Here is a 17,543-nt window from a genome sequence, read left to right on the forward strand (position 1 = left end):
GCATCGCCGATTACTGGTATAAATATGTCGGCCTGAACGGCGCGATTGTCGGCATGACCACCTTTGGTGAATCGGCCCCGGCCGAGGAACTGTTTAAAGTGTTTGGTTTTACCGTTGAGAATGTGCTGGAAAAAGCGCGCGGCTTGCTCAAGTAAGTTTCCACATCCAGACCAAACGATCGCGGTCCTGTCGCGTCGCCAGACACCTTGCTGGCGACGCGGCGGCGGCCGCGACCGGCTGGGCAATCGCTGGGCTCAGGCCGCGGCGCCCTTTTGTTCCTGGGCCATATGCGCCGCCCATAAACCGGCGACCCATTTCACCCCTTTGATCGTGAACCGGGCCTGGGAAAAGGCGTGGCTGTTTTCGCCGGTGCCGCGACGCAGTTCAAACCGCCCCGCCTCAAGGTGCTGCCGGTGCGGCGTAAGCACGCCGGACAGGCGGTACATAATCTGGCGCTCCAGCAGGAACTGGCGGAAATCCGCTTCTTTCACTTTCAGTAACTTGCAGACCTGACGGAACCCCATCGCCTCATCGACCACCACATAGCGATCGAAAAAATCCGCTTTGGGGGCGATAACGGCGAGGCGGTTTTCCAGCGCCTGCCGGCGTTCATATTCCTGCGCCCAGGCGCGCGCCGCCACCGCCGGATTGGTAAAGTCGGGCAGGTCGTGCTGCATTTCCCGTTCATGCCAGCGATCGAGCACCGCCGGGGTATAGGCCGGCGACAGCCGCGCAATAACCGTGAGCGAGTCGCGCTTGTTGAGCTGGTATTCCTGCGAGATGCCGTCCGGGCGCGGGTAATCGGTGGCGCGCAGAGGCTGGCTCAGGCGCCGGGAGGCCTCCAGGCTTCTGACCAGGCGTTTGACTTCGCCGTGGGAGATACCGGTCAGCCCGGCCAGTTCACGGCTGCTCATCGAGACCGTTTGATGAAGGGTTTCAAAACCCGCTGCGGATATCATCATAGCTTCCCCCACGTCTTAGCCGGTAGTGTAATAAATATACAGCATGGCTGTGTATTTATCCAGTACTTTATTGGCGGGAGCGGTTACCGGGCGCCGGGCGCTTTTGGCCGGGCCACGGGCGGTTATTCCCTAAGCCAGCCCCTGATGTGCGCCTGCTGGAGCAGCATTATGGTCTTGCCGTCCAGGATGCGCCCGTCGCGCACCATCGCCATCGCGTCCGGGTAGGACAGTTCCAGCACTTCGATATCCTCGTCTTCAATGCCGCCGCCGCAGTTGTCGCGCAGCGCGTCGTTATATTCCGCGGCAAAAAAATGCACCAGTTCGGTGACGCCGCCCGGCGACATATACGCCGAAAAGAGCTTTTCCACGTTACCCACCGCATACCCGGTTTCCTCGATGGCCTCGCGCCGGATGCACTCTTCCGGCGAGTCGTCGTCCAGCAGCCCGGCGCAGGTTTCCAACAGCATGCCGGTGGGGTTGCCGTTGAGATAGGTGGGCAAACGGAACTGGCGTATCAGCACCACGCTGTTTTTGTCGCTATTATACAGCAGGATGGTGGCGCCGTTGCCGCGGTCGTACACTTCACGCATCTGGCGGACCGGCGTGCCGTCTTTTCTTTGCAGATCGAAGACAAATTTGCGCAAAACAAACCAATGATCCGATAACAACTTATTCTCGATAATTTTAATCATTAACGCCATGATGCCCTCTATAATCCGACCCCAGAACAGAACCGTGATCTGGATCATAGCGCAAACCGGCGCCGGGGCGGGAGTAATTCCGGCTAAACCGCGGCAAACCAAAGGGCGGCGCAGGGGTGGCGCCATGCCGGTGCGGCGGGGAAACCGGCGGCAGGCGCCAGGGATATCACTACATGAGTACTTCTTTACACGATCTCCTTTTTTTCTCCACGTTTTCTCCCGTCCCTACGCGTAAAGTACCATGGCGGCGCGGAACGTTAACGTCGCCGTACGATGATCAGGACACTCGCCCCGGGGTTTTATTGAATGGCTAATTTTTTTATCGATCGCCCGATTTTCGCCTGGGTACTGGCAATTATCGTTGCCTTGACCGGCACCATGGCTATATTCACGCTGCCTATTGAACAATATCCCAAACTGACGCCGCCTACGGTGCGGATAACCTCCAAGTATCCCGGCGCCTCCGCCAAAACGGTTGAAAATGCCGTAACACAGATTATCGAACAAAACATGACCGGCCTGGACAACCTGCTGTATATGGCCTCGCAAAGCAGCAATACCGGCCAGGCCACCACCACCCTGACCTTTGAGGCGGGCACCGATCCCAACGAAGCGATGCAGGAAGTGCAGAACCAGCTGCAGGTGGCCCAGCGCCGGCTGCCGCAGGCGGTGCAGGCGCAAGGCGTCACCGTGACCAAAACCGGCGACAGCAACCTGATGCTGGTGGCGTTCGTCTCGACCGACGGCTCGATGGATAAATCCGACATCGCCGATTACATGGTGAGCAACCTGGTGGAGCCGCTCAGCCGGGTCAGCGGGGTCGGCAGTATCGATAGCTACGGCTCGCAATTTTCCATGCGCATCTGGCTTAATCCGGATGCCCTGAACAACTACCAGATGACCACCGCCGATGTGGTCGCGGCCATCGAGGCGCAAAACAGCCAGGTGGCGGTCGGCCAGTTAGGCGGCACCCCGGCGGTAAACGGCCAGGCGCTCAACGCCACCATCAATGCCCAAAGCCAGCTACAGACGCCGGAACAGTTTCGCGCCATCACGCTCAGGGTTAACGGCGACGGCTCGGCGGTGACGCTCGGCCAGGTGGCGACCGTTGAAATAGGATCGGAGAATTACGATTACCTGACGCGCTATAACGGGATGGCCGCGGCCGGCATAGGCGTCAAGCTGGCCTCCGGGGCCAATGAGCTCGATACCAACCGGCTGGTGAAACAAAAGCTGGCGGAACTGGCGCCCTTTTTTCCCCGCGGCCTGAAAGCCGAAATCGCCTATGAAACGGCGCCGTTTGTCACCGCCTCGATCGAGGATGTGGTGAAAACGTTGCTGGAAGCCATTGTCCTGGTGTTCCTGGTGATGTACCTGTTCCTGCAGAATTTCCGCGCCACCCTGATCCCGACCATCGCCGTGCCGGTGGTGCTGCTCGGCACCTTCGCGGTGCTGTCCGCCAGCGGATTCAGCATCAATACCCTGACCATGTTCGCCATGGTGCTGGCGATAGGGCTGCTGGTGGACGACGCCATAGTGGTGGTGGAAAACGTCGAGCGGGTCATGAGCACCGAAGGCCTGTCGCCGCGCGACGCCACGCGCAAATCCATGAGCCAGATCCAGGGCGCGCTGGTAGGCATTGCCCTGGTGCTGTCGGCGGTATTTGTGCCGATGGCGTTTTTCGGCGGCACCACCGGCGCCATCTACCGTCAGTTTTCGGTGACCATCGTTTCGGCGATGGTGCTATCGGTGCTGGTGGCGATGATATTAACCCCGGCGCTGTGCGCCACCTTGCTCAAGCCCGTGCCGGCGAACCATCAGCATGCGCAGCGGGGCTTTTTCGGCTGGTTTAACCGTTGGTTCGACCGGGGGACGGAACGTTATCAGCGGGGGGTAACGCGCATATTGCAGCGGGCGGCCCGCTGGCTGCTGCTCTACGGCCTGCTGCTGGCCGGGATGGCGTTCTTGTTTTTGCATCTGCCCACATCGTTTTTACCCGAGGAGGATCGCGGGGTATTTATGGGCCAGGTGCAGTTGCCCACCGGCTCCACCCAGGAACAGACGCTAAAGGTGGTGGCCAAGGTGGAAAACTATTTCCTGACCCACGAAAAGGATAACGTCCTGTCGGTATTTTCCACCATCGGCGCCGGTCCGGGCGGCAACGGCCAAAACGTCGCCAGAATGTTTATCCGCCTCAAAAATTGGGACGATCGCAACAGCGCCGATCGCACCGCGTCCGCCATTATCGCCCGCGCCACCAAGGTATTTAACCAAATCCCCGAAGCGCGGGTGCTGGCCAATAATCCGCCGGCCATTTCCGGCCTGGGCAACGCCGCCGGGTTTGATATGATGCTGGAGGACAAGGGTGGCCAGGGACACGATGCGCTGATGCAGGCGCGCGATCGGCTGCTGGCGCAGGCGGCCGCCTCGCCTGAACTGGCGCGCGTGCGGCATAACGGCCTGGACGACAGCCCGCAGATGCAGATCGATATCGACCAGCGCAAGGCGCAGGCGCTGGGCGTGTCCATCGCCGATATCAACGCTACGCTGCAAACCGCCTGGGGCTCCAACTACGTCAACGACTTTATCGATCGGGGCCGCGTCAAGCGCGTCTATGTGCAGGCGGCGGCCAAATACCGCATGCTGCCCGACGACGTGTACCGCTGGTATGTACGTAACGGCAGCGGCGCCATGGTGCCCTTCTCGGCGTTCGCCAGCTCGCACTGGGAATACGGCTCCCCGCGCCTTGAGCGTTACAACGGTACGCCGTCGCTGGAAATTGTCGGCGAAGCCGCCGCCGGCGTCAGCAACGGCGCGGCCATGGACCTGATGGAGAAGCTGGTGGCGGGTCTGCCTAACGGCCTGGGGCTGGAATGGACCGCGATGTCGTACCAGGAACGGTTGTCCGGCTCCCAGGCGCCGGCGCTCTATGCCATTTCGTTGCTGGTGGTGTTCCTGAGCCTGGCGGCGCTGTATGAAAGCTGGTCGATTCCTTTTTCCGTGATGCTGGTGGTGCCGCTGGGGGTGATTGGCGCCCTGCTGGGAACCTGGATACGGGGGCTGGAAAACGATGTTTATTTCCAGGTCGGCCTGCTGACGGTTATCGGCCTGTCGGCGAAAAACGCTATCCTTATCGTTGAGTTCGCCAATGAGCTGAACCAGCGGGGACAGGGGGTGATCGAGGCCACGCTGCACGCCTCGCGCATGCGGCTAAGGCCAATCCTGATGACCTCGCTGGCGTTTATCTTCGGCGTGCTGCCGATGGCCATCAGCCGCGGGGCGGGTTCGGCCAGCCAGCACGCGGTCGGCACCGGCGTTATCGGCGGCATGATCTCGGCCACGCTGCTGGCTATCTTTTTTATCCCGTTGTTTTTCGTGCTGATCCGCCAGCGCTTCCCGTCGAAGGAACACCCGGACGCCAATATCCAGCTGTTGCCTGATACCCTAGACGACACGCCGGGCGACGGCCCTGCCAGGCTTTAGCACCCCAAAAACAAAGGCCACCTTGATGAGGGGTGGCCATTTATTCGTATGGTGATTTGCCAGGCGCACAGCGCTGAACCTGGGCGACGCCGTGTTACTGCTTGCCACTACTTGCGCAACATTACTTGCGCAGCATTGCTTCGATGAAATCTTTCCAGGTGACTAACTCTGTATCTATCATACCCTGCCTCTCTTTTCTTGTGGGGTGATTATACAAAGTCTTTTTTATAAATAATAGAGGGCTGGGGATGTATTAATTTTAATTGCCGGTGAAGATCACAATATATATTCGCTTTTCCATTTTATTGCCCTGGTTTGATGCATTATTTTACCGCATAGAGCCATTTTTTTTGCGCTGGGGTTAATGTTTGGATCGAAATGTGAAAATAACGACCTGTTCCTCGCCATATGCCGAAAAACTCTATTACTTATTGATTTTAACCATTTTTTTGCAAATTTACACTAAAAACACGCGCATTTGACCAGACAAAAACAGGCATATGCCCAAACCCTGGGCCATAAGTTTTTTTTATGATTAATTGACCGATCGTCAGTGCGGCACAAAAATAATATTTAAGGTAAATGCTTAAATTTGAATGCCCTGCCAACAGATGGCCGGGAAGTGTAAACACTGTTATAAATTTATTACTGCACTCATATTCCTGTTAACGCTTTTTAATAAATCGGGCTGCGGGGGGATAGATAAGTTTTAATGCCGGTCGCGCGACAGGTTTAAAATAAATAATAAATCCGTGAAAAAGGTTAATTATTGGCGCGTTATGTTATCGCCGGTGTTAATAGCCCGGATTTAAGCTCCGGGCAGGGACCGGGCGGCGTGCCGGTCATAACAATACGCAATGATCGCCCCTCCGTCTGGATCCCCCGGCCATTTTCCCGCATTATTGGCACAACGATTTTTTTACAGGTAACGTTTATCCATGTCAGATCCGGACGGAGCATTTACGCTCTATGGCATCAAAAACTGCGATACGATAAAAAAGGCCCGCCGCTGGCTAGATGAGCGGCGGGTTGATTACCGGTTCCATGACTACCGCGTTGACGGCGTCGACAGCGGGTTATTGCAGGGGTTCGCCGATACCCTGGGCTGGCAGGCGCTGCTTAACACCCGCGGCGCCACCTGGCGCAAGCTCGGCGACGGCGAGCGGCTGGCGGCGCAAGAGGCCGCGGGCGCGCTCAGATTGATGGCCCGCCACCCGGCCGTGATCAAACGGCCGGTTTTGCAGTCCCCTGACGGCAGGCTGATGGTGGGTTTCGACGCCGAGGGCTATCAACTTTTCACCCACAAGGAGGCCTGACATGTCTTGTCCGGTACTGGAGCTGGCGCAGCAGTTAATCAAACGCCCTTCCCTAAGCCCTGACGACGCGGGCTGCCAGGCGTTGCTGATTGACCGGCTGCGGGCCGCCGGGTTTACCGTCGAGGCGATGAACTTTGGCGCCACGCAAAATTTTTGGGCCTGGCGCGGCGAGGGTAAAACCCTGGCGTTTGCCGGCCATACCGATGTGGTGCCGGGGGGCAATGCCAGCGACTGGAATAACCCGCCCTTCGAACCGGCCCTGCGCGACGGCATGCTTTTCGGGCGCGGCGCGGCCGATATGAAAGGCTCGCTGGCCGCCATGGTCGTGGCCGCCGAACGTTTCGTCGCCCAGCATCATCAGCATCGAGGACGGCTGGCCTTTCTTATCACCTCCGATGAGGAGGCCACCGGCGCCGACGGTACGGTAAAGGTGGTGGAAGCGCTGATGGCGCGTCATGAACGGCTGGATTATTGCCTGGTCGGGGAACCCTCAAGCCAGCTGCGGGTCGGCGATATCGTGAAAAACGGCCGGCGCGGCTCGCTTACCGCCACGCTGACCGTGCATGGCACCCAGGGGCATGTGGCTTATCCGCATCTGGCGGAAAATCCGGTGCACCGCGCCATGGCGGCGCTCAATGAGCTGGTGGGCGTTACCTGGGACGAGGGCAATGCTTTTTTCCCCCCCACCACCATGCAAATCGCCAATATCCACGCCGGTACCGGCAGTAATAACGTCATCCCGGGCGAACTGATGGTGCAATTCAATTTCCGCTTCAGCACCGAACTGACCGATGACATGATCCGGTCCCGGGTGGCGGCGCTGCTGGAGCGCCACGGCCTGCGTTACCATATCGACTGGTGGTTATCGGGCCAGCCATTTCTTACCCCGCCCGGAGAACTGGTGGCGGCGGTCACCAACGCGGTCAGGCATTACCAGGAGCTGACGCCGCGCCTGGAAACCACCGGCGGCACCTCGGACGGGCGTTTTATCGCCCGCATGGGCGCGCAGGTGGTGGAGCTGGGGCCGGTGAACGCCACCATCCATAAAGTGAACGAATGCGTCAGCGCCGCCGACCTGCAATTGCTAAGCCGGATGTATCAGCGCATCATGGAGCAACTGATCCTATGATGACGCCGGAAGTGCTCACCGGCCAGACCGACCGGCACCTGGCGCCGCTGTGCGCTAGCCATCGCCTGCAGCCCGAAGCGGTGACCGCCTTTCACGACCTGCAGCGGGCGGCGCGCCAGGCGGGGTTCAACCTGCAGCCGGCCAGCAGTTTTCGGGATTTTGACCGCCAGTTGGCCATCTGGAATGGCAAGTTTCGCGGTGAGCGGCCATTATTAGGTAATGACAGCCGGCCGCTGGATGTTCAACGCCTGACGTTGGCCGAGCGCTGCCACGCCATTTTGCGCTGGTCGGCGCTGCCGGGCGGGAGCCGCCATCACTGGGGCAGCGACCTGGATGTCTACGATCCGGACTTATTGCCGGCGGGCGGGAAGCTGCAGCTGGAGCCGTGGGAATATCTGCCGGGCGGTTATCTCGCTCCGCTGGCCGATTGGCTGGGCGAACATATGGCCGGGTGCGGTTTTTACCGTCCCTATGGCCGGGATCGCGGCGGGGTGGCCGCGGAACCGTGGCACCTGAGCTACCGTCCCCTGGCGCAGGCGGCGGAACGCCTGTTTACGCCGGAATTGCTGCTGGCATCATGGAAAGACCGCGATGTGGCGGGGGCATCCTGGCTTACGCCTCGATTACCGGCCATTTTTCGCCGTTATATTGGAAATGTGGATAAGGAGTAAGGATATGCATTGGCTGGCGGATTACTGGTGGATTATTTTGATTATCCTGGCGGGCATGTTGATAAGCGGCATCAAAGAGCTGCGCCGCGTTGACGTGAAACGTTACCTGAAAGACAAACCTGAGCTGCCGCCGCACCGCGACAACAACGCCAAATGGGATGATGACGACGACTGGCCGAAAAAAAAACCTTAAGCCAGGGTATGCCGGCCGGTGTTAGAGCCCCTCTTCGCCGCCGGCATGGAGATAACCGCCCGGCGTGCTCCACAACCGCCAGCGGCGGCAGGTTTCCGCGCTGATATCCTCCAGCGCTTGCGCTGTTTCCTCCCGCCAGCGCGCCGTCAACGCCTTTCTACCGCTCAATCCGGTACGCCCTGCGATATCGCCCTCGTCAAGCCGCTGCTCCAGCCATAACCGCAGGGCGGTCAGCGGCAAATCCGTCCGTTGCAGCAACCGGGTTAGCGAAAAACGGCAGGCCGCCGGCGATCGCCGGGCAAAGGCGAATCCGGCCAGGTTGCGCCAGTCGCCAACCTCCAGTCCGCCGGCGCACGGCCGCGGGTAAACGCCCAGGCCCGCGCCATCGGCAGGCACGTCGCCTTGCGCGCGGATATCGCCATCACGCGTTAACAGCGCCGTGCCCTGCGCCGCCAGCCGGCGCCCGGCGGCGCTGAGCGGGTACAGCGCCATGGCGCTGTAGCACCCGCTGCTGGCCTCCAGATGCGTGCCGATATGCACCAGTTGAAACCCCACCGCCCGCCAGAACCGCCACAGATCATCGGTAAGCCCGAAGCTGACCGAGACAAAATCCAGTTCCGCGGCGCCGGCCACCATCCGCGCCACCAGTTGCCTGCCTAATCCCCGGCGGCGCCCGGCGGCGGCCACCGCAATGCGGCTGATGCGCCTGGAGCGCAAACAGGGCGCCGTCCACAGGCCGCCGTGCGCCGCCAGCGACTGGGCCACCAGACTACCCGGCGGACGCCGCCTCCCCGCCCAGACCTCATGCGCCAGCGCCGGCGACAGACCGCCCTCATCCACCGACCAGAGCGCGCCCGCCAACCGATCGCCCGTTCGGGCGGCAATAAAACGTTGTCCGGGCGCATCCATTAAGCGGCGCAAATCCAGCGGCGTGGTGCGGTAATGGGCGCCGGCCAACAGCTGATAAAAATCCTGCAATTCCCGGGGATGTGACCGCCAGCGCGCCTGGACGGGCCGGGTCAGCACCGGCGCGGCGTCAGGCGGCGCGACTGCCCGCTCCGCCGGTTCGTCGAACAGCAGCGTTGCGCCCAGCCAGCGCTCCAGCGGGTCGTCCTTGGCCCAGCGCAGGGGCTGTTCAAGGCTTAGGTGATGCCAGCGTGCAAGCGTAGCGCAGAACTTAAGCAGGAAACCGCGGCCGCTGCCTTCGTAGCCCTGAACGGTGGTGGTCAACAAAACGCGGGGGAAATAATCAAGCAGTTCCCTCAGCAGCGGCATGGGAATGGCGGCGGCCTCATCCACCAGCAGCCAATCCGCCGCCCGATGATGGCGGCACCGCAGCAGCAGGGCATCGGGGGCAAAAAAACGCACCAGGTCACCGGCATGCCGTTCCAGCACCGCCGCCGTGTCTTTGGATGGCGCCGTCGCCCAGCAGCATCCCCCGGATCGCGCCGCCAGCATGCCGGCCAACGTCGATTTGCCCCGCCCGCGCGGCGCGGTCAGGACAAAAACGCCGGCGTCGGCCGCCAGCAGCCGGGACAGCAATGCCTGCTGCTCATCGGTAGGTCCCGGCGCGGGCGGCCGCCAGGGCGGCAGCGCCGGCAGCGGCGCGAGAATAACGTCCTCACCCTGGCGCACCAGCGCCACGCCGGGATCCGCCAGCAGGCTGTGCCGGAAATACGCAATAAAATGCGGCGTGATGATGGGGTCGCGGCGTTCGCTCCAGCGCAGGGAATCGGCATCGGGCAGCGTCTCCCAGAGGCTCCAAGCGGGCACCAGAAGCACCAGCCAGCTGCCGGCGCGCAGCGTGCCGGCCAGCGCCGCCAGCGCATCCACCGCCAGGCCGCGGCGCGCGTCGAATACCGCATGCCTGAATTCACGTCCCAACAGCGTGCGCAGCGCGGCGGGAGGGCAGTACCGCGGCCAGCCCGCCTGCGGCGCGCCGACCCAAAGCCAGTCTCCCGGCAACCGGCCGCGCAGCATTTGCGCCTGGGCGAGACACCAGCCGGCGTCGCCGCTGACCACCAGCAAACGGCGCACGCCCGCGCGCCGCATGCGGGCCGTCGCCTGGCGCCAGGGGTCCGTTGCCTCGGCGGATGCCCCGGCCATATCAGGTTTTGCCGATCAACAGGGACAGGATGCCCGCGGCAATCAGCGGCCCGACCGGCACGCCGCGAAACAGCGCCACACCCATCACCGTTCCCACCAGCAGTCCGGCCACCACCGAGGGCTGATGGGCCATGAGCGAAACGCCCCGGCCCCCCAGCCACGACACCGCCACGCCGATAAGGATGGCCAGCAGCGATTTCCAGTGCAGGAAGGAGTGCATGACGCTGCCGGCGGAAATCGTGCCGCTGGCTATCGGCGCCATGACGCCGATGGTCAGGATAATGATGCCAAGCGTCAGCCCCTGCTTTTCCACCCAGGGGAAAAAGTGGCTAAGGGGGGTAATGCGGATAATCAGTAATACCAGGATCGCCACCGTAACGGTGTTGTTATGGCTGATAATGCCCAACGCAGCCAGCGCCAGCAAGATAAGCAGCGTAGGATCCAGAAATGTCATGTCGTTGTCCGTCCCTGCGAGTCCTTTAGCGACCGGCGAAGGTATCGCATTGATTCATATCGCCGGTGTCGAAACCACGTTTAAACCAGGTATAGCGTTGTTGCGAAGTGCCATGGGTAAAACTGTCCGGCACCACCCTGCCCTGCCCGCGCTGCTGCAGGCGGTCATCGCCAATCGCCGTGGCCGCGTCCAGCGCCTCTTGCAGATCGCCTGTCTCGAGGACCTGCTGTTTTTGCATGGCATTCCCCCAGACGCCGGCATAGCAATCCGCCTGCAGCTCCATTTTCACCGAAAGCCGGTTTACCTGTTGCTGCGAAGCGCCCTGCTGCATTTGCCTGACCTTTTGCCCGGTGCCCAGCAGTTGCTGGACGTGGTGTCCCACTTCATGGGCTATCACATAGCCTTGGGCGAAATCACCGCCGGCGCCGAGTTTGGTTTTCATTTCATCATAAAACGACAGATCGATATATACCGTGCTGTCGGCGGGGCAATAAAAAGGCCCCATCACCGACTGGCCGGTGCCGCAGCCGGTGCGCATGGCGCCGCGGTACATCACCAGCCTGGGCGGCGCGTAGGTGTTGCCGGTACGCTGGAAAATCTCCTTCCAGGTATCCTCGGTGGTGGCGAGGATAACCGAGGTGAATTTAACCGCCTCGTCGTCGGGGCCGGTCCGCTGGGGCGATGACTGCTGCGCGGGCTGCCCGCCGGTCAGCAAGGGCGTTAAATCGATGCCGTAATAACCGGCCGCCACCACCACGATCAGCACCACCACCCCCGTCTTGCCGCGCAGGGGAATGCGCAGTCCGCCGCCGCCGGAAGATGAATTACGCCTGTCTTCAACATTGTCGCTTTCGCGACGTCCTTGCCAACGCATACGCTTACCCACGGCTGTTCAGTTATACCGTGGAGGATAGCACAAAATGCCGTTTCGGACGGTGGCATGCCCGGGCCGATCGGCCGTCGGCGTCGCCCGGGCATGCCGGGGCGACGCCAGGTAATCGATTGCGTCGTTAATCCAGCGTTACGCCGATACGGTGGGCAACTTCCTCGTAAGCTTCGATGACCCCGCCCAGGCTCTGGCGGAAGCGGTCTTTATCCATTTTATTCAGCGTGTCTTTGTCCCACAGGCGGCTGCCGTCCGGCGAGAATTCATCTCCCAGCACCACTTCGCCGTTAAACAGGCCGAATTCAAGCTTGAAGTCCACCAGGATAAGGCCCGCGTCGTCGAATATTTTGCCGAGCACGTCATTGGCGCGGTAGGTCAGCTCCTTCATGCGCGCCAGATGCGGTGCGCTGACCCAGCCGAAGGTGTCGCAGTAGGATTCGTTAATCATCGGGTCGTGTTTGGCGTCGTTCTTTAGAAACATATCGAACAACGGCGGATTAAGGACCAGGCCTTCCTCTATTCCCAGGCGCTTGACCAGGGAGCCGGCGGCACGGTTGCGCACGACACACTCCACCGGCACCATGGCAAGTTTTTTCACCAGCACGTCGGTATCGGAAAGCAGGCGGACTATTTGCGTCGGGATCCCGGCCTCGGCCAGTTTGGTCATGATAAAATAATTGAATTTATTATTGATCATGCCTTTGCGATCGAACTGCTCGATTCGCTGGCCGTCCAATGCTGACGTATCGTTGCGGAATTCCAGGATCAGCAAATCCGGGTCTTCGGTGGTGTAGACCGTTTTCGCCTTCCCGCGATACAACTCAGCTAACTTTTGCATCTTGTTTACTCCAGTGGAAGATTTCGCATAACTTAAAATAAAAAGGGGCCAAAGCCCCTTTTTTGTTCATTACTTGCCGGACGTCTTACTGAACGCCGCCTGGAATACCGCCACCAGCGCGTCGTTTTGCGCCTGGGTGAGGGTATGACCCTTGGGATCGGTAAACTGCAGGGTGCTGCGGTTGCCCAGATCGCCGACCTGCAACTTGTAGTCGCCGTTGCGCAGATCCGGATCCTTCACGCCCAGATCGTCCCAGGTGCCGCTGCCCGGCGCATCATAGCTCACGGAAATGGTGCCCAGCGGACGGCTGGTATCCGTGACCTTCATCCTGATTTTTTCAAGCGCCGCCGGCAGGTGTTGCCACACCACGGCATAAGGGGAACGCACCACCAGCAACGGCAGGCCGGAATCGTCGGCGCCGCTGATAACGCTCAGGTCCGCCGTCTGGCCCGAGGCGATTTTACTCGCCCGGTCGCTGTCGAGCTGTTCGATCCCCTGCGCCACGCTGTTCAGCATGGCGACGGTATAACGCTGCACCACGGCCGGCGCGCTGACCGGATTGCCCTGCTGTTCAAGCCCTAAGGACTTGACCATCAGCGAGGTTTGGTAACCTTCGGTGCGCAGGCTTACCTGGTAACGGCCGCGGTATTGCACATCCTCGTCGGCCCGGGTCCACTGCACCCAATCGGTGTTCAGCATCTGGCTGCCGTCCTGGCGGGAGGCGATGGCGTAACCTTTGCTTTGCACCACCGCGACCACCTTGGACCAGAGGTCGCGGGACTGCGCGCTGTTTTCAAGCTGGATGACCGCGGTATCGCCCGTATATTGCGAGCGGGAACCGTCAAGCAAAGCCAAAGGCTGCGCCGGTGGACGAATGTCCAGGTCCTTGCCCACGCTCCCCCTGGCGGTCGCCGCGGGAACCTCATAATCCCCGCTCTGCACCGGCAGGATCATCCCTGATGGACTGTTGAGCGCGCGAAGCGCCGGCGCTTTCAGGTATTCTTCGTTGCCGTTTACCTGACGTTTGTAGCGTTGATCGCTGGAACAGGCCGCAAGCAGCATGAACAATGACGCGCCCACCACTTTTGCCGCCATCGACTTTTGCAATAAATAAGCCATCAATTCTCCCTAACAGAGTTATAGCAAACCGGCATCCATTAAAGCTTGCTCAACAACACGGCTATCATTCTCGGTCAGCGGCGTCATCGGCAAACGTAACGTATCGGTTGCCATTAATCCCAATGCTTTACAGGCCCACTTAACGGGAATTGGGTTGGATTCAATAAATAATTTCTGATGCAGCGGCATCAGGCGTTGGTTCAGGCGACGCGCTTCGGCAAAATTGCCCTCGAGCGCCAGGGCGCATAGCTCCGCCATTTCCCGCGCGGCGATATTGGCCGTGACGGAAATCACGCCTCTACCGCCCAGTTGCATGAAGTCCAGACCCGTGGAATCGTCGCCGCTCAGCAGGATAAAGTCCTCATCAACCAGCTCTTGGATCTGGCTGACGCGGTTTAAGTTCCCCGTCGCTTCCTTAACAGCCACGATATTTTTGATTTTCGACAAACGCCCTATGGTCGGCGGCAGCATATCGCATCCGGTACGCGCCGGCACATTATACAGGATTTGCGGCAGATCGGTGTGTTCGGCAATCGCCTTGAAGTGCTGGAACAAGCCTTCCTGGGTCGGTTTATTGTAATAAGGCGTCACCGTCAGGCATCCCACCACGCCGCTGTCGTTGAAGCGCTGCGTCAGGCTCACCGCCTCGGCGGTGGAATTGGCGCCGGTGCCGGCGATGACCGGGATCCGTCCGTCGCTGAGTTCCAGCGTGCGCATGACCACTTCGCCATGTTCATCGTGGCTCAGCGTGGCCGATTCTCCCGTCGTCCCGACGGAAACGATGGCCGACGTCCCGCTGGCCACATGATAATCGATTAATTTCTTCAGACTGACCCAATCGACGGCGCCCTTGCCATCCATTGGTGTCACCAGCGCAACTATGCTGCCGATAAAGCTTCCCGTAAACATTGACCATCCCCTCCACAAACAGGTTATTCATGGTACTTTTGTCGCCTATCCAAAAGCAAGCAAACATCGGCCATGTAAGCCCTTGGCAGCAGGTTTTTTTTAGGGTTACCATGTAAATCACATCAGCCATGACAGGAAGCACCATTTTGCCGCAGTCACAACAACACTATCTGGTCATTACCGCGCTTGGCGCCGACCGTCCCGGCATCGTCAATACCATCACCCGTCATGTCAGCAGTTGCGGATGCAATATCGAAGATAGCCGTCTGGCCATGCTGGGTGAAGAGTTTACGCTTATCATGCTGTTGTCGGGCACCTGGAACGCCATTACCCTGATTGAATCCACCCTGCCGCTCAAGGGCGCCGAGCTGGACCTGCTGATTGTCATGAAACGCACCAACGCCGGCGAGCAGCAGGCGACGCCGAATACCGTCTGGGTCAAGGTCGACGTGCAGGACTCGCCGCATTTAATCGAGCGTTTTACCGATCTTTTCGATAATCAGCAGATGAACATCGCCGAGCTGGCGTCAAAAACCCAGCCGGCACGGGGCGACGCGCCGCCGCGCCTGAATATCCAGATTACCGCGCACGGTCCCTCCGGCTGGCCGGTGGAGCAGATCGAAGATAGGTTTCATCAACTCTGTACAGAACTGAATGCGCAAGGCAGTATTAGCATTGTGAATCATCCACAGAATCAAGAGAAAGATGGAGTATGTTAATGATGCCACTGAAAGCCGGCGATACCGCCCCGAAATTTAGTTTGCCCGATCAGGACGGCGAACAGGTCAGCCTGACCGACTTCCAGGGACAAAAAGTATTGGTCTACTTTTATCCCAAAGCCATGACGCCCGGCTGTACCGTCCAGGCATGCGGACTGCGCGACAATATGGACGAGCTGAAAAAAGCGGGGGTGGAAGTGCTGGGCATCAGCACCGACAAGCCGGAGAAACTGTCGCGTTTCGCCGAAAAGGAACTGCTGAATTTCACCTTGTTGTCCGATGCGGATCATCAGGTGGCCGAAGAGTTCGGCGTCTGGGGTGAAAAATCCTTTATGGGCAAAACCTATGACGGCATCCATCGCATCAGCTTCCTGGTGGGCCTGGACGGCAATATTGAAAAAGTCTTCGACGACTTCAAGACCAGCAATCACCACGACATCGTGCTGGCTTATCTCCAGGAGGCTTAACGGGGCCAGGCGTCCGGGCCTCGGGCGCGGCGAGAACACTTTCCGGCCCGCGCTGTCAAAGTGATATCTCCCAGGTTAAGGTTGGAGTGTTTATGTACGCATGGATGAAAAAGAGTCTTGTCGCCGGCCTGTTGACCGCCATGGCCGCCGGCGGCCCGCGGGCGATGGCCGACGATTTACAGGATCAGCTGCCGGATATGGGCACCACGGCGGGCAGCACGCTCAGCATCGACCAGGAAATGCAGATGGGGGATTTTTATGTCCGCCAGATGCGGGGCGGCGCACCGCTGATTAACGATCCCCTGCTTAACACCTACATCAATCATCTGGGCGGCGTGCTGGTGGCGCACGCCAACTCGGTGCGCACCCCGTTCCATTTTTTCCTGATCCACAGCGAAGAGCTGAACGCCTTCGCCTTCTTCGGCGGCAACGTGGTGCTGCATTCCGCCCTGTTCTACTATACCGGCAACGAAAGCGAGCTGGCCTCGGTGCTGGCCCATGAGCTTTCCCATGTCACCCAGCGCCATCTGGCGCGGGCGATGGAAGATCAGAAGCGCAACGCCCCCCTGACCTGGGCCGGCGTGCTGGGATCGATATTATTGACCATGGCCAATCCGCAGATGGGCATGGCCGGCCTGAGCGGCACCATCGCCGGCAGCCAGCAGGGCATGATAAGCTTCACCCAGGCGAACGAGCAGGAAGCGGATCGCATCGGCATCCAGGTGCTGCAACGTTCCGGCTTTGATCCGCAGGCCATGCCGGACTTCCTGCAAAAACTCTCCGATCGGGTGCGCTACTCCACCGCGCCGCCGGAGATGCTGCTTACCCATCCCCTGCCGATGAGCCGTCTATCGGACATCCGCAACCGGGCAAACCAGATGAAGCATCTGGTCATAGACTCATCGCAGGATTTCTATCTGGCCAAGGCGCGGATTCTCGGCATGTACGGTTCGGGCAACATTCTGTTGAACGACGACCTGATCGCCGCCTGGAAAAAAGGCAACGCGCGTCAACAGCTTGCCGCCGAATACGGTCAGGCCATCCTGTTCTATCAGGCGAAAAAATACGACGATGCCCGCAGGACACTGCAGCCTCTGCTGGGCAAACAGCCGGCCAACGTGTGGCTGGTGGATTTGATGACCGATATCGATCTGGCGCAGCAGCAGGCGCCACGGGCCATTACCCGGCTGGAAGCGCTGGTCAGGGTGCAGGACAATAACGCCAATCCGGTGCTGTTGCTTAACCTGGCCAACGCCTATGTGGAAGGTAAACGTTTTGCCGACGCCAGCCGCCTCCTTAACCGCTACACCTTTAACCATCCGGACGACACCAACGGCTGGGATCTGCTGGCGCAGGCCAACGCCGGCCAGGGACTGCGCGATCAGGAACTGGCGGCGCGCGCCGAAAGCCTGGCGCTGAACGGCGAGCTGGATCAGGCGGTGCGGGCGTTAAGCAGCGCCAGTTCGCAGGTGAAGCTCGGCAGCCTGCAGCAGGCCCGCTACGACGCGCGCATCGACCAGTTGCGCCAGCTGCAAAAACGCTTTAAACCCTTTACCAAAACCTGAGGGCGATGCTTCGCCGGCATAATGC

The 17,543-nt window shown here is 60.1% G+C and carries 18 protein-coding genes; 9 read left to right on the forward strand and 9 right to left on the reverse strand.

Annotation, left to right across the window (positions count from 1 at the left end):
- A partial coding sequence (locus VGC33_RS00155) for a transketolase-like TK C-terminal-containing protein (RefSeq protein ID WP_414636861.1) occupies positions 1 to 155 on the forward strand: 155 nt, incomplete at its 5' end.
- A 99-nt stretch (positions 156 to 254) separates the two neighbouring features.
- Here the strand turns inward: VGC33_RS00155 and VGC33_RS00160 are convergent.
- Both VGC33_RS00160 and nudK read right to left on the reverse strand, forming a co-directional pair.
- Positions 255 to 962, reverse strand: coding sequence for a phage antirepressor KilAC domain-containing protein (locus tag VGC33_RS00160; RefSeq protein ID WP_331117773.1), 708 nt, complete (start codon positions 960 to 962; stop codon positions 255 to 257).
- A 122-nt stretch (positions 963 to 1,084) separates the two neighbouring features.
- Entirely contained in the window at positions 1,085 to 1,663 is a 579-nt protein-coding gene (gene nudK / locus VGC33_RS00165; protein WP_331117967.1) for a GDP-mannose pyrophosphatase NudK, read from the reverse strand.
- Between the two features lie 306 nt (positions 1,664 to 1,969).
- Here nudK and acrD point away from each other — a divergent pair, with 306 nt between their 5' ends.
- Complete coding sequence (gene acrD, locus VGC33_RS00170) at positions 1,970 to 5,146, forward strand: multidrug efflux RND transporter permease AcrD (protein ID WP_331117775.1); 3,177 nt, start codon at positions 1,970 to 1,972, stop codon at positions 5,144 to 5,146.
- A 121-nt stretch (positions 5,147 to 5,267) separates the two neighbouring features.
- Here acrD and ypfM read toward each other — a convergent pair whose 3' ends face one another.
- Positions 5,268 to 5,327: a protein YpfM gene (gene ypfM / locus VGC33_RS23210; RefSeq protein ID WP_410016756.1), complete on the reverse strand. Its 60-nt coding sequence runs from the start codon at positions 5,325 to 5,327 to the stop codon at positions 5,268 to 5,270.
- Between the two features lie 757 nt (positions 5,328 to 6,084).
- Here ypfM and VGC33_RS00175 point away from each other — a divergent pair.
- From VGC33_RS00175 to VGC33_RS00190, 4 genes are read left to right on the forward strand one after another with little or no spacing between them, the layout of a single operon-like run.
- Complete coding sequence (locus tag VGC33_RS00175; protein ID WP_331117777.1) at positions 6,085 to 6,462, forward strand: ArsC family reductase; 378 nt, start codon at positions 6,085 to 6,087, stop codon at positions 6,460 to 6,462.
- A gap of 1 nt (position 6,463) precedes the next feature.
- Positions 6,464 to 7,591, forward strand: coding sequence for a succinyl-diaminopimelate desuccinylase (gene dapE / locus VGC33_RS00180; protein WP_331117779.1), 1,128 nt, complete (start codon positions 6,464 to 6,466; stop codon positions 7,589 to 7,591).
- Positions 7,588 to 8,262 (forward strand): M15 family metallopeptidase, encoded by a 675-nt coding sequence (locus tag VGC33_RS00185; protein ID WP_331117781.1) that lies wholly within the window; start codon positions 7,588 to 7,590, stop codon positions 8,260 to 8,262. The genes dapE and VGC33_RS00185 overlap by 4 nt, the downstream gene beginning before the upstream one ends.
- Before the next feature lie 4 nt (positions 8,263 to 8,266).
- On the forward strand, positions 8,267 to 8,455 hold the full coding sequence (locus tag VGC33_RS00190; RefSeq protein WP_331117783.1) for a YpfN family protein: 189 nt from the start codon (positions 8,267 to 8,269) through the stop codon (positions 8,453 to 8,455).
- A 21-nt stretch (positions 8,456 to 8,476) separates the two neighbouring features.
- On the opposite strand, the gene VGC33_RS00195 is transcribed toward VGC33_RS00190, so the two are convergent.
- The 6 genes from VGC33_RS00195 to dapA form a co-directional block, all read right to left on the reverse strand.
- Positions 8,477 to 10,561, reverse strand: a complete 2,085-nt coding sequence (locus tag VGC33_RS00195) for a tRNA(Met) cytidine acetyltransferase TmcA (RefSeq protein WP_331117785.1) — start codon at positions 10,559 to 10,561, stop codon at positions 8,477 to 8,479.
- Between the two features lies 1 nt (position 10,562).
- Positions 10,563 to 11,015: a DUF441 domain-containing protein gene (locus VGC33_RS00200; protein WP_331117787.1), complete on the reverse strand. Its 453-nt coding sequence runs from the start codon at positions 11,013 to 11,015 to the stop codon at positions 10,563 to 10,565.
- Positions 11,016 to 11,040: 25 nt separating this feature from the next.
- Complete coding sequence (gene ypfJ, locus VGC33_RS00205; RefSeq protein ID WP_331117789.1) at positions 11,041 to 11,889, reverse strand: KPN_02809 family neutral zinc metallopeptidase; 849 nt, start codon at positions 11,887 to 11,889, stop codon at positions 11,041 to 11,043.
- A gap of 136 nt (positions 11,890 to 12,025) precedes the next feature.
- Positions 12,026 to 12,739 (reverse strand): phosphoribosylaminoimidazolesuccinocarboxamide synthase, encoded by a 714-nt coding sequence (gene purC / locus VGC33_RS00210; RefSeq protein ID WP_331117791.1) that lies wholly within the window; start codon positions 12,737 to 12,739, stop codon positions 12,026 to 12,028.
- A gap of 69 nt (positions 12,740 to 12,808) precedes the next feature.
- A complete protein-coding gene (bamC, locus tag VGC33_RS00215) occupies positions 12,809 to 13,858 on the reverse strand; it encodes an outer membrane protein assembly factor BamC (protein ID WP_331117793.1) in 1,050 nt (349 codons plus the stop codon).
- Between the two features lie 18 nt (positions 13,859 to 13,876).
- Positions 13,877 to 14,767, reverse strand: coding sequence for a 4-hydroxy-tetrahydrodipicolinate synthase (gene dapA / locus VGC33_RS00220; RefSeq protein WP_331117796.1), 891 nt, complete (start codon positions 14,765 to 14,767; stop codon positions 13,877 to 13,879).
- A 128-nt stretch (positions 14,768 to 14,895) separates the two neighbouring features.
- Here dapA and VGC33_RS00225 point away from each other — a divergent pair, with 128 nt between their 5' ends.
- The 3 genes from VGC33_RS00225 to bepA all read left to right on the forward strand — a co-directional run bounded on the left by VGC33_RS00225 (position 14,896) and on the right by bepA (position 17,518).
- Complete coding sequence (locus VGC33_RS00225) at positions 14,896 to 15,486, forward strand: glycine cleavage system transcriptional repressor (protein ID WP_331117798.1); 591 nt, start codon at positions 14,896 to 14,898, stop codon at positions 15,484 to 15,486.
- Entirely contained in the window at positions 15,486 to 15,953 is a 468-nt protein-coding gene (gene bcp / locus VGC33_RS00230) for a thioredoxin-dependent thiol peroxidase (protein WP_331117800.1), read from the forward strand. The genes VGC33_RS00225 and bcp overlap by 1 nt, the downstream gene beginning before the upstream one ends.
- A 92-nt stretch (positions 15,954 to 16,045) precedes the next feature.
- Positions 16,046 to 17,518 (forward strand): beta-barrel assembly-enhancing protease, encoded by a 1,473-nt coding sequence (gene bepA, locus VGC33_RS00235; RefSeq protein ID WP_331117802.1) that lies wholly within the window; start codon positions 16,046 to 16,048, stop codon positions 17,516 to 17,518.
- Positions 17,519 to 17,543: the final 25 nt, after the last annotated feature.

It is taken from the genome of Acerihabitans sp., assembly GCF_036398755.1.
Lineage (GTDB): Bacteria > Pseudomonadota > Gammaproteobacteria > Enterobacterales > Enterobacteriaceae > Acerihabitans.

Bases quoted from the DNA above. Each gene is read 5' to 3' on its own strand.
- VGC33_RS00160 (WP_331117773.1), bottom strand. From the start codon at position 962: ATGATGATATCCGCAGCGGGTTTTGAAACCCTTCATCAAACGGTCTCG.
- nudK (WP_331117967.1), bottom strand. From the start codon at position 1,663: ATGGCGTTAATGATTAAAATTATCGAGAATAAGTTGTTATCGGATCAT.
- acrD (WP_331117775.1), top strand. From the start codon at position 1,970: ATGGCTAATTTTTTTATCGATCGCCCGATTTTCGCCTGGGTACTGGCA.
- VGC33_RS00175 (WP_331117777.1), top strand. From the start codon at position 6,085: ATGTCAGATCCGGACGGAGCATTTACGCTCTATGGCATCAAAAACTGC.
- dapE (WP_331117779.1), top strand. From the start codon at position 6,464: ATGTCTTGTCCGGTACTGGAGCTGGCGCAGCAGTTAATCAAACGCCCT.
- VGC33_RS00185 (WP_331117781.1), top strand. From the start codon at position 7,588: ATGATGACGCCGGAAGTGCTCACCGGCCAGACCGACCGGCACCTGGCG.
- VGC33_RS00190 (WP_331117783.1), top strand. From the start codon at position 8,267: ATGCATTGGCTGGCGGATTACTGGTGGATTATTTTGATTATCCTGGCG.
- VGC33_RS00195 (WP_331117785.1), bottom strand. From the start codon at position 10,561: ATGGCCGGGGCATCCGCCGAGGCAACGGACCCCTGGCGCCAGGCGACG.
- VGC33_RS00200 (WP_331117787.1), bottom strand. From the start codon at position 11,015: ATGACATTTCTGGATCCTACGCTGCTTATCTTGCTGGCGCTGGCTGCG.
- ypfJ (WP_331117789.1), bottom strand. From the start codon at position 11,889: ATGCGTTGGCAAGGACGTCGCGAAAGCGACAATGTTGAAGACAGGCGT.
- purC (WP_331117791.1), bottom strand. From the start codon at position 12,739: ATGCAAAAGTTAGCTGAGTTGTATCGCGGGAAGGCGAAAACGGTCTAC.
- bamC (WP_331117793.1), bottom strand. From the start codon at position 13,858: ATGGCTTATTTATTGCAAAAGTCGATGGCGGCAAAAGTGGTGGGCGCG.
- dapA (WP_331117796.1), bottom strand. From the start codon at position 14,767: ATGTTTACGGGAAGCTTTATCGGCAGCATAGTTGCGCTGGTGACACCA.
- VGC33_RS00225 (WP_331117798.1), top strand. From the start codon at position 14,896: ATGACAGGAAGCACCATTTTGCCGCAGTCACAACAACACTATCTGGTC.
- bcp (WP_331117800.1), top strand. From the start codon at position 15,486: ATGATGCCACTGAAAGCCGGCGATACCGCCCCGAAATTTAGTTTGCCC.
- bepA (WP_331117802.1), top strand. From the start codon at position 16,046: ATGTACGCATGGATGAAAAAGAGTCTTGTCGCCGGCCTGTTGACCGCC.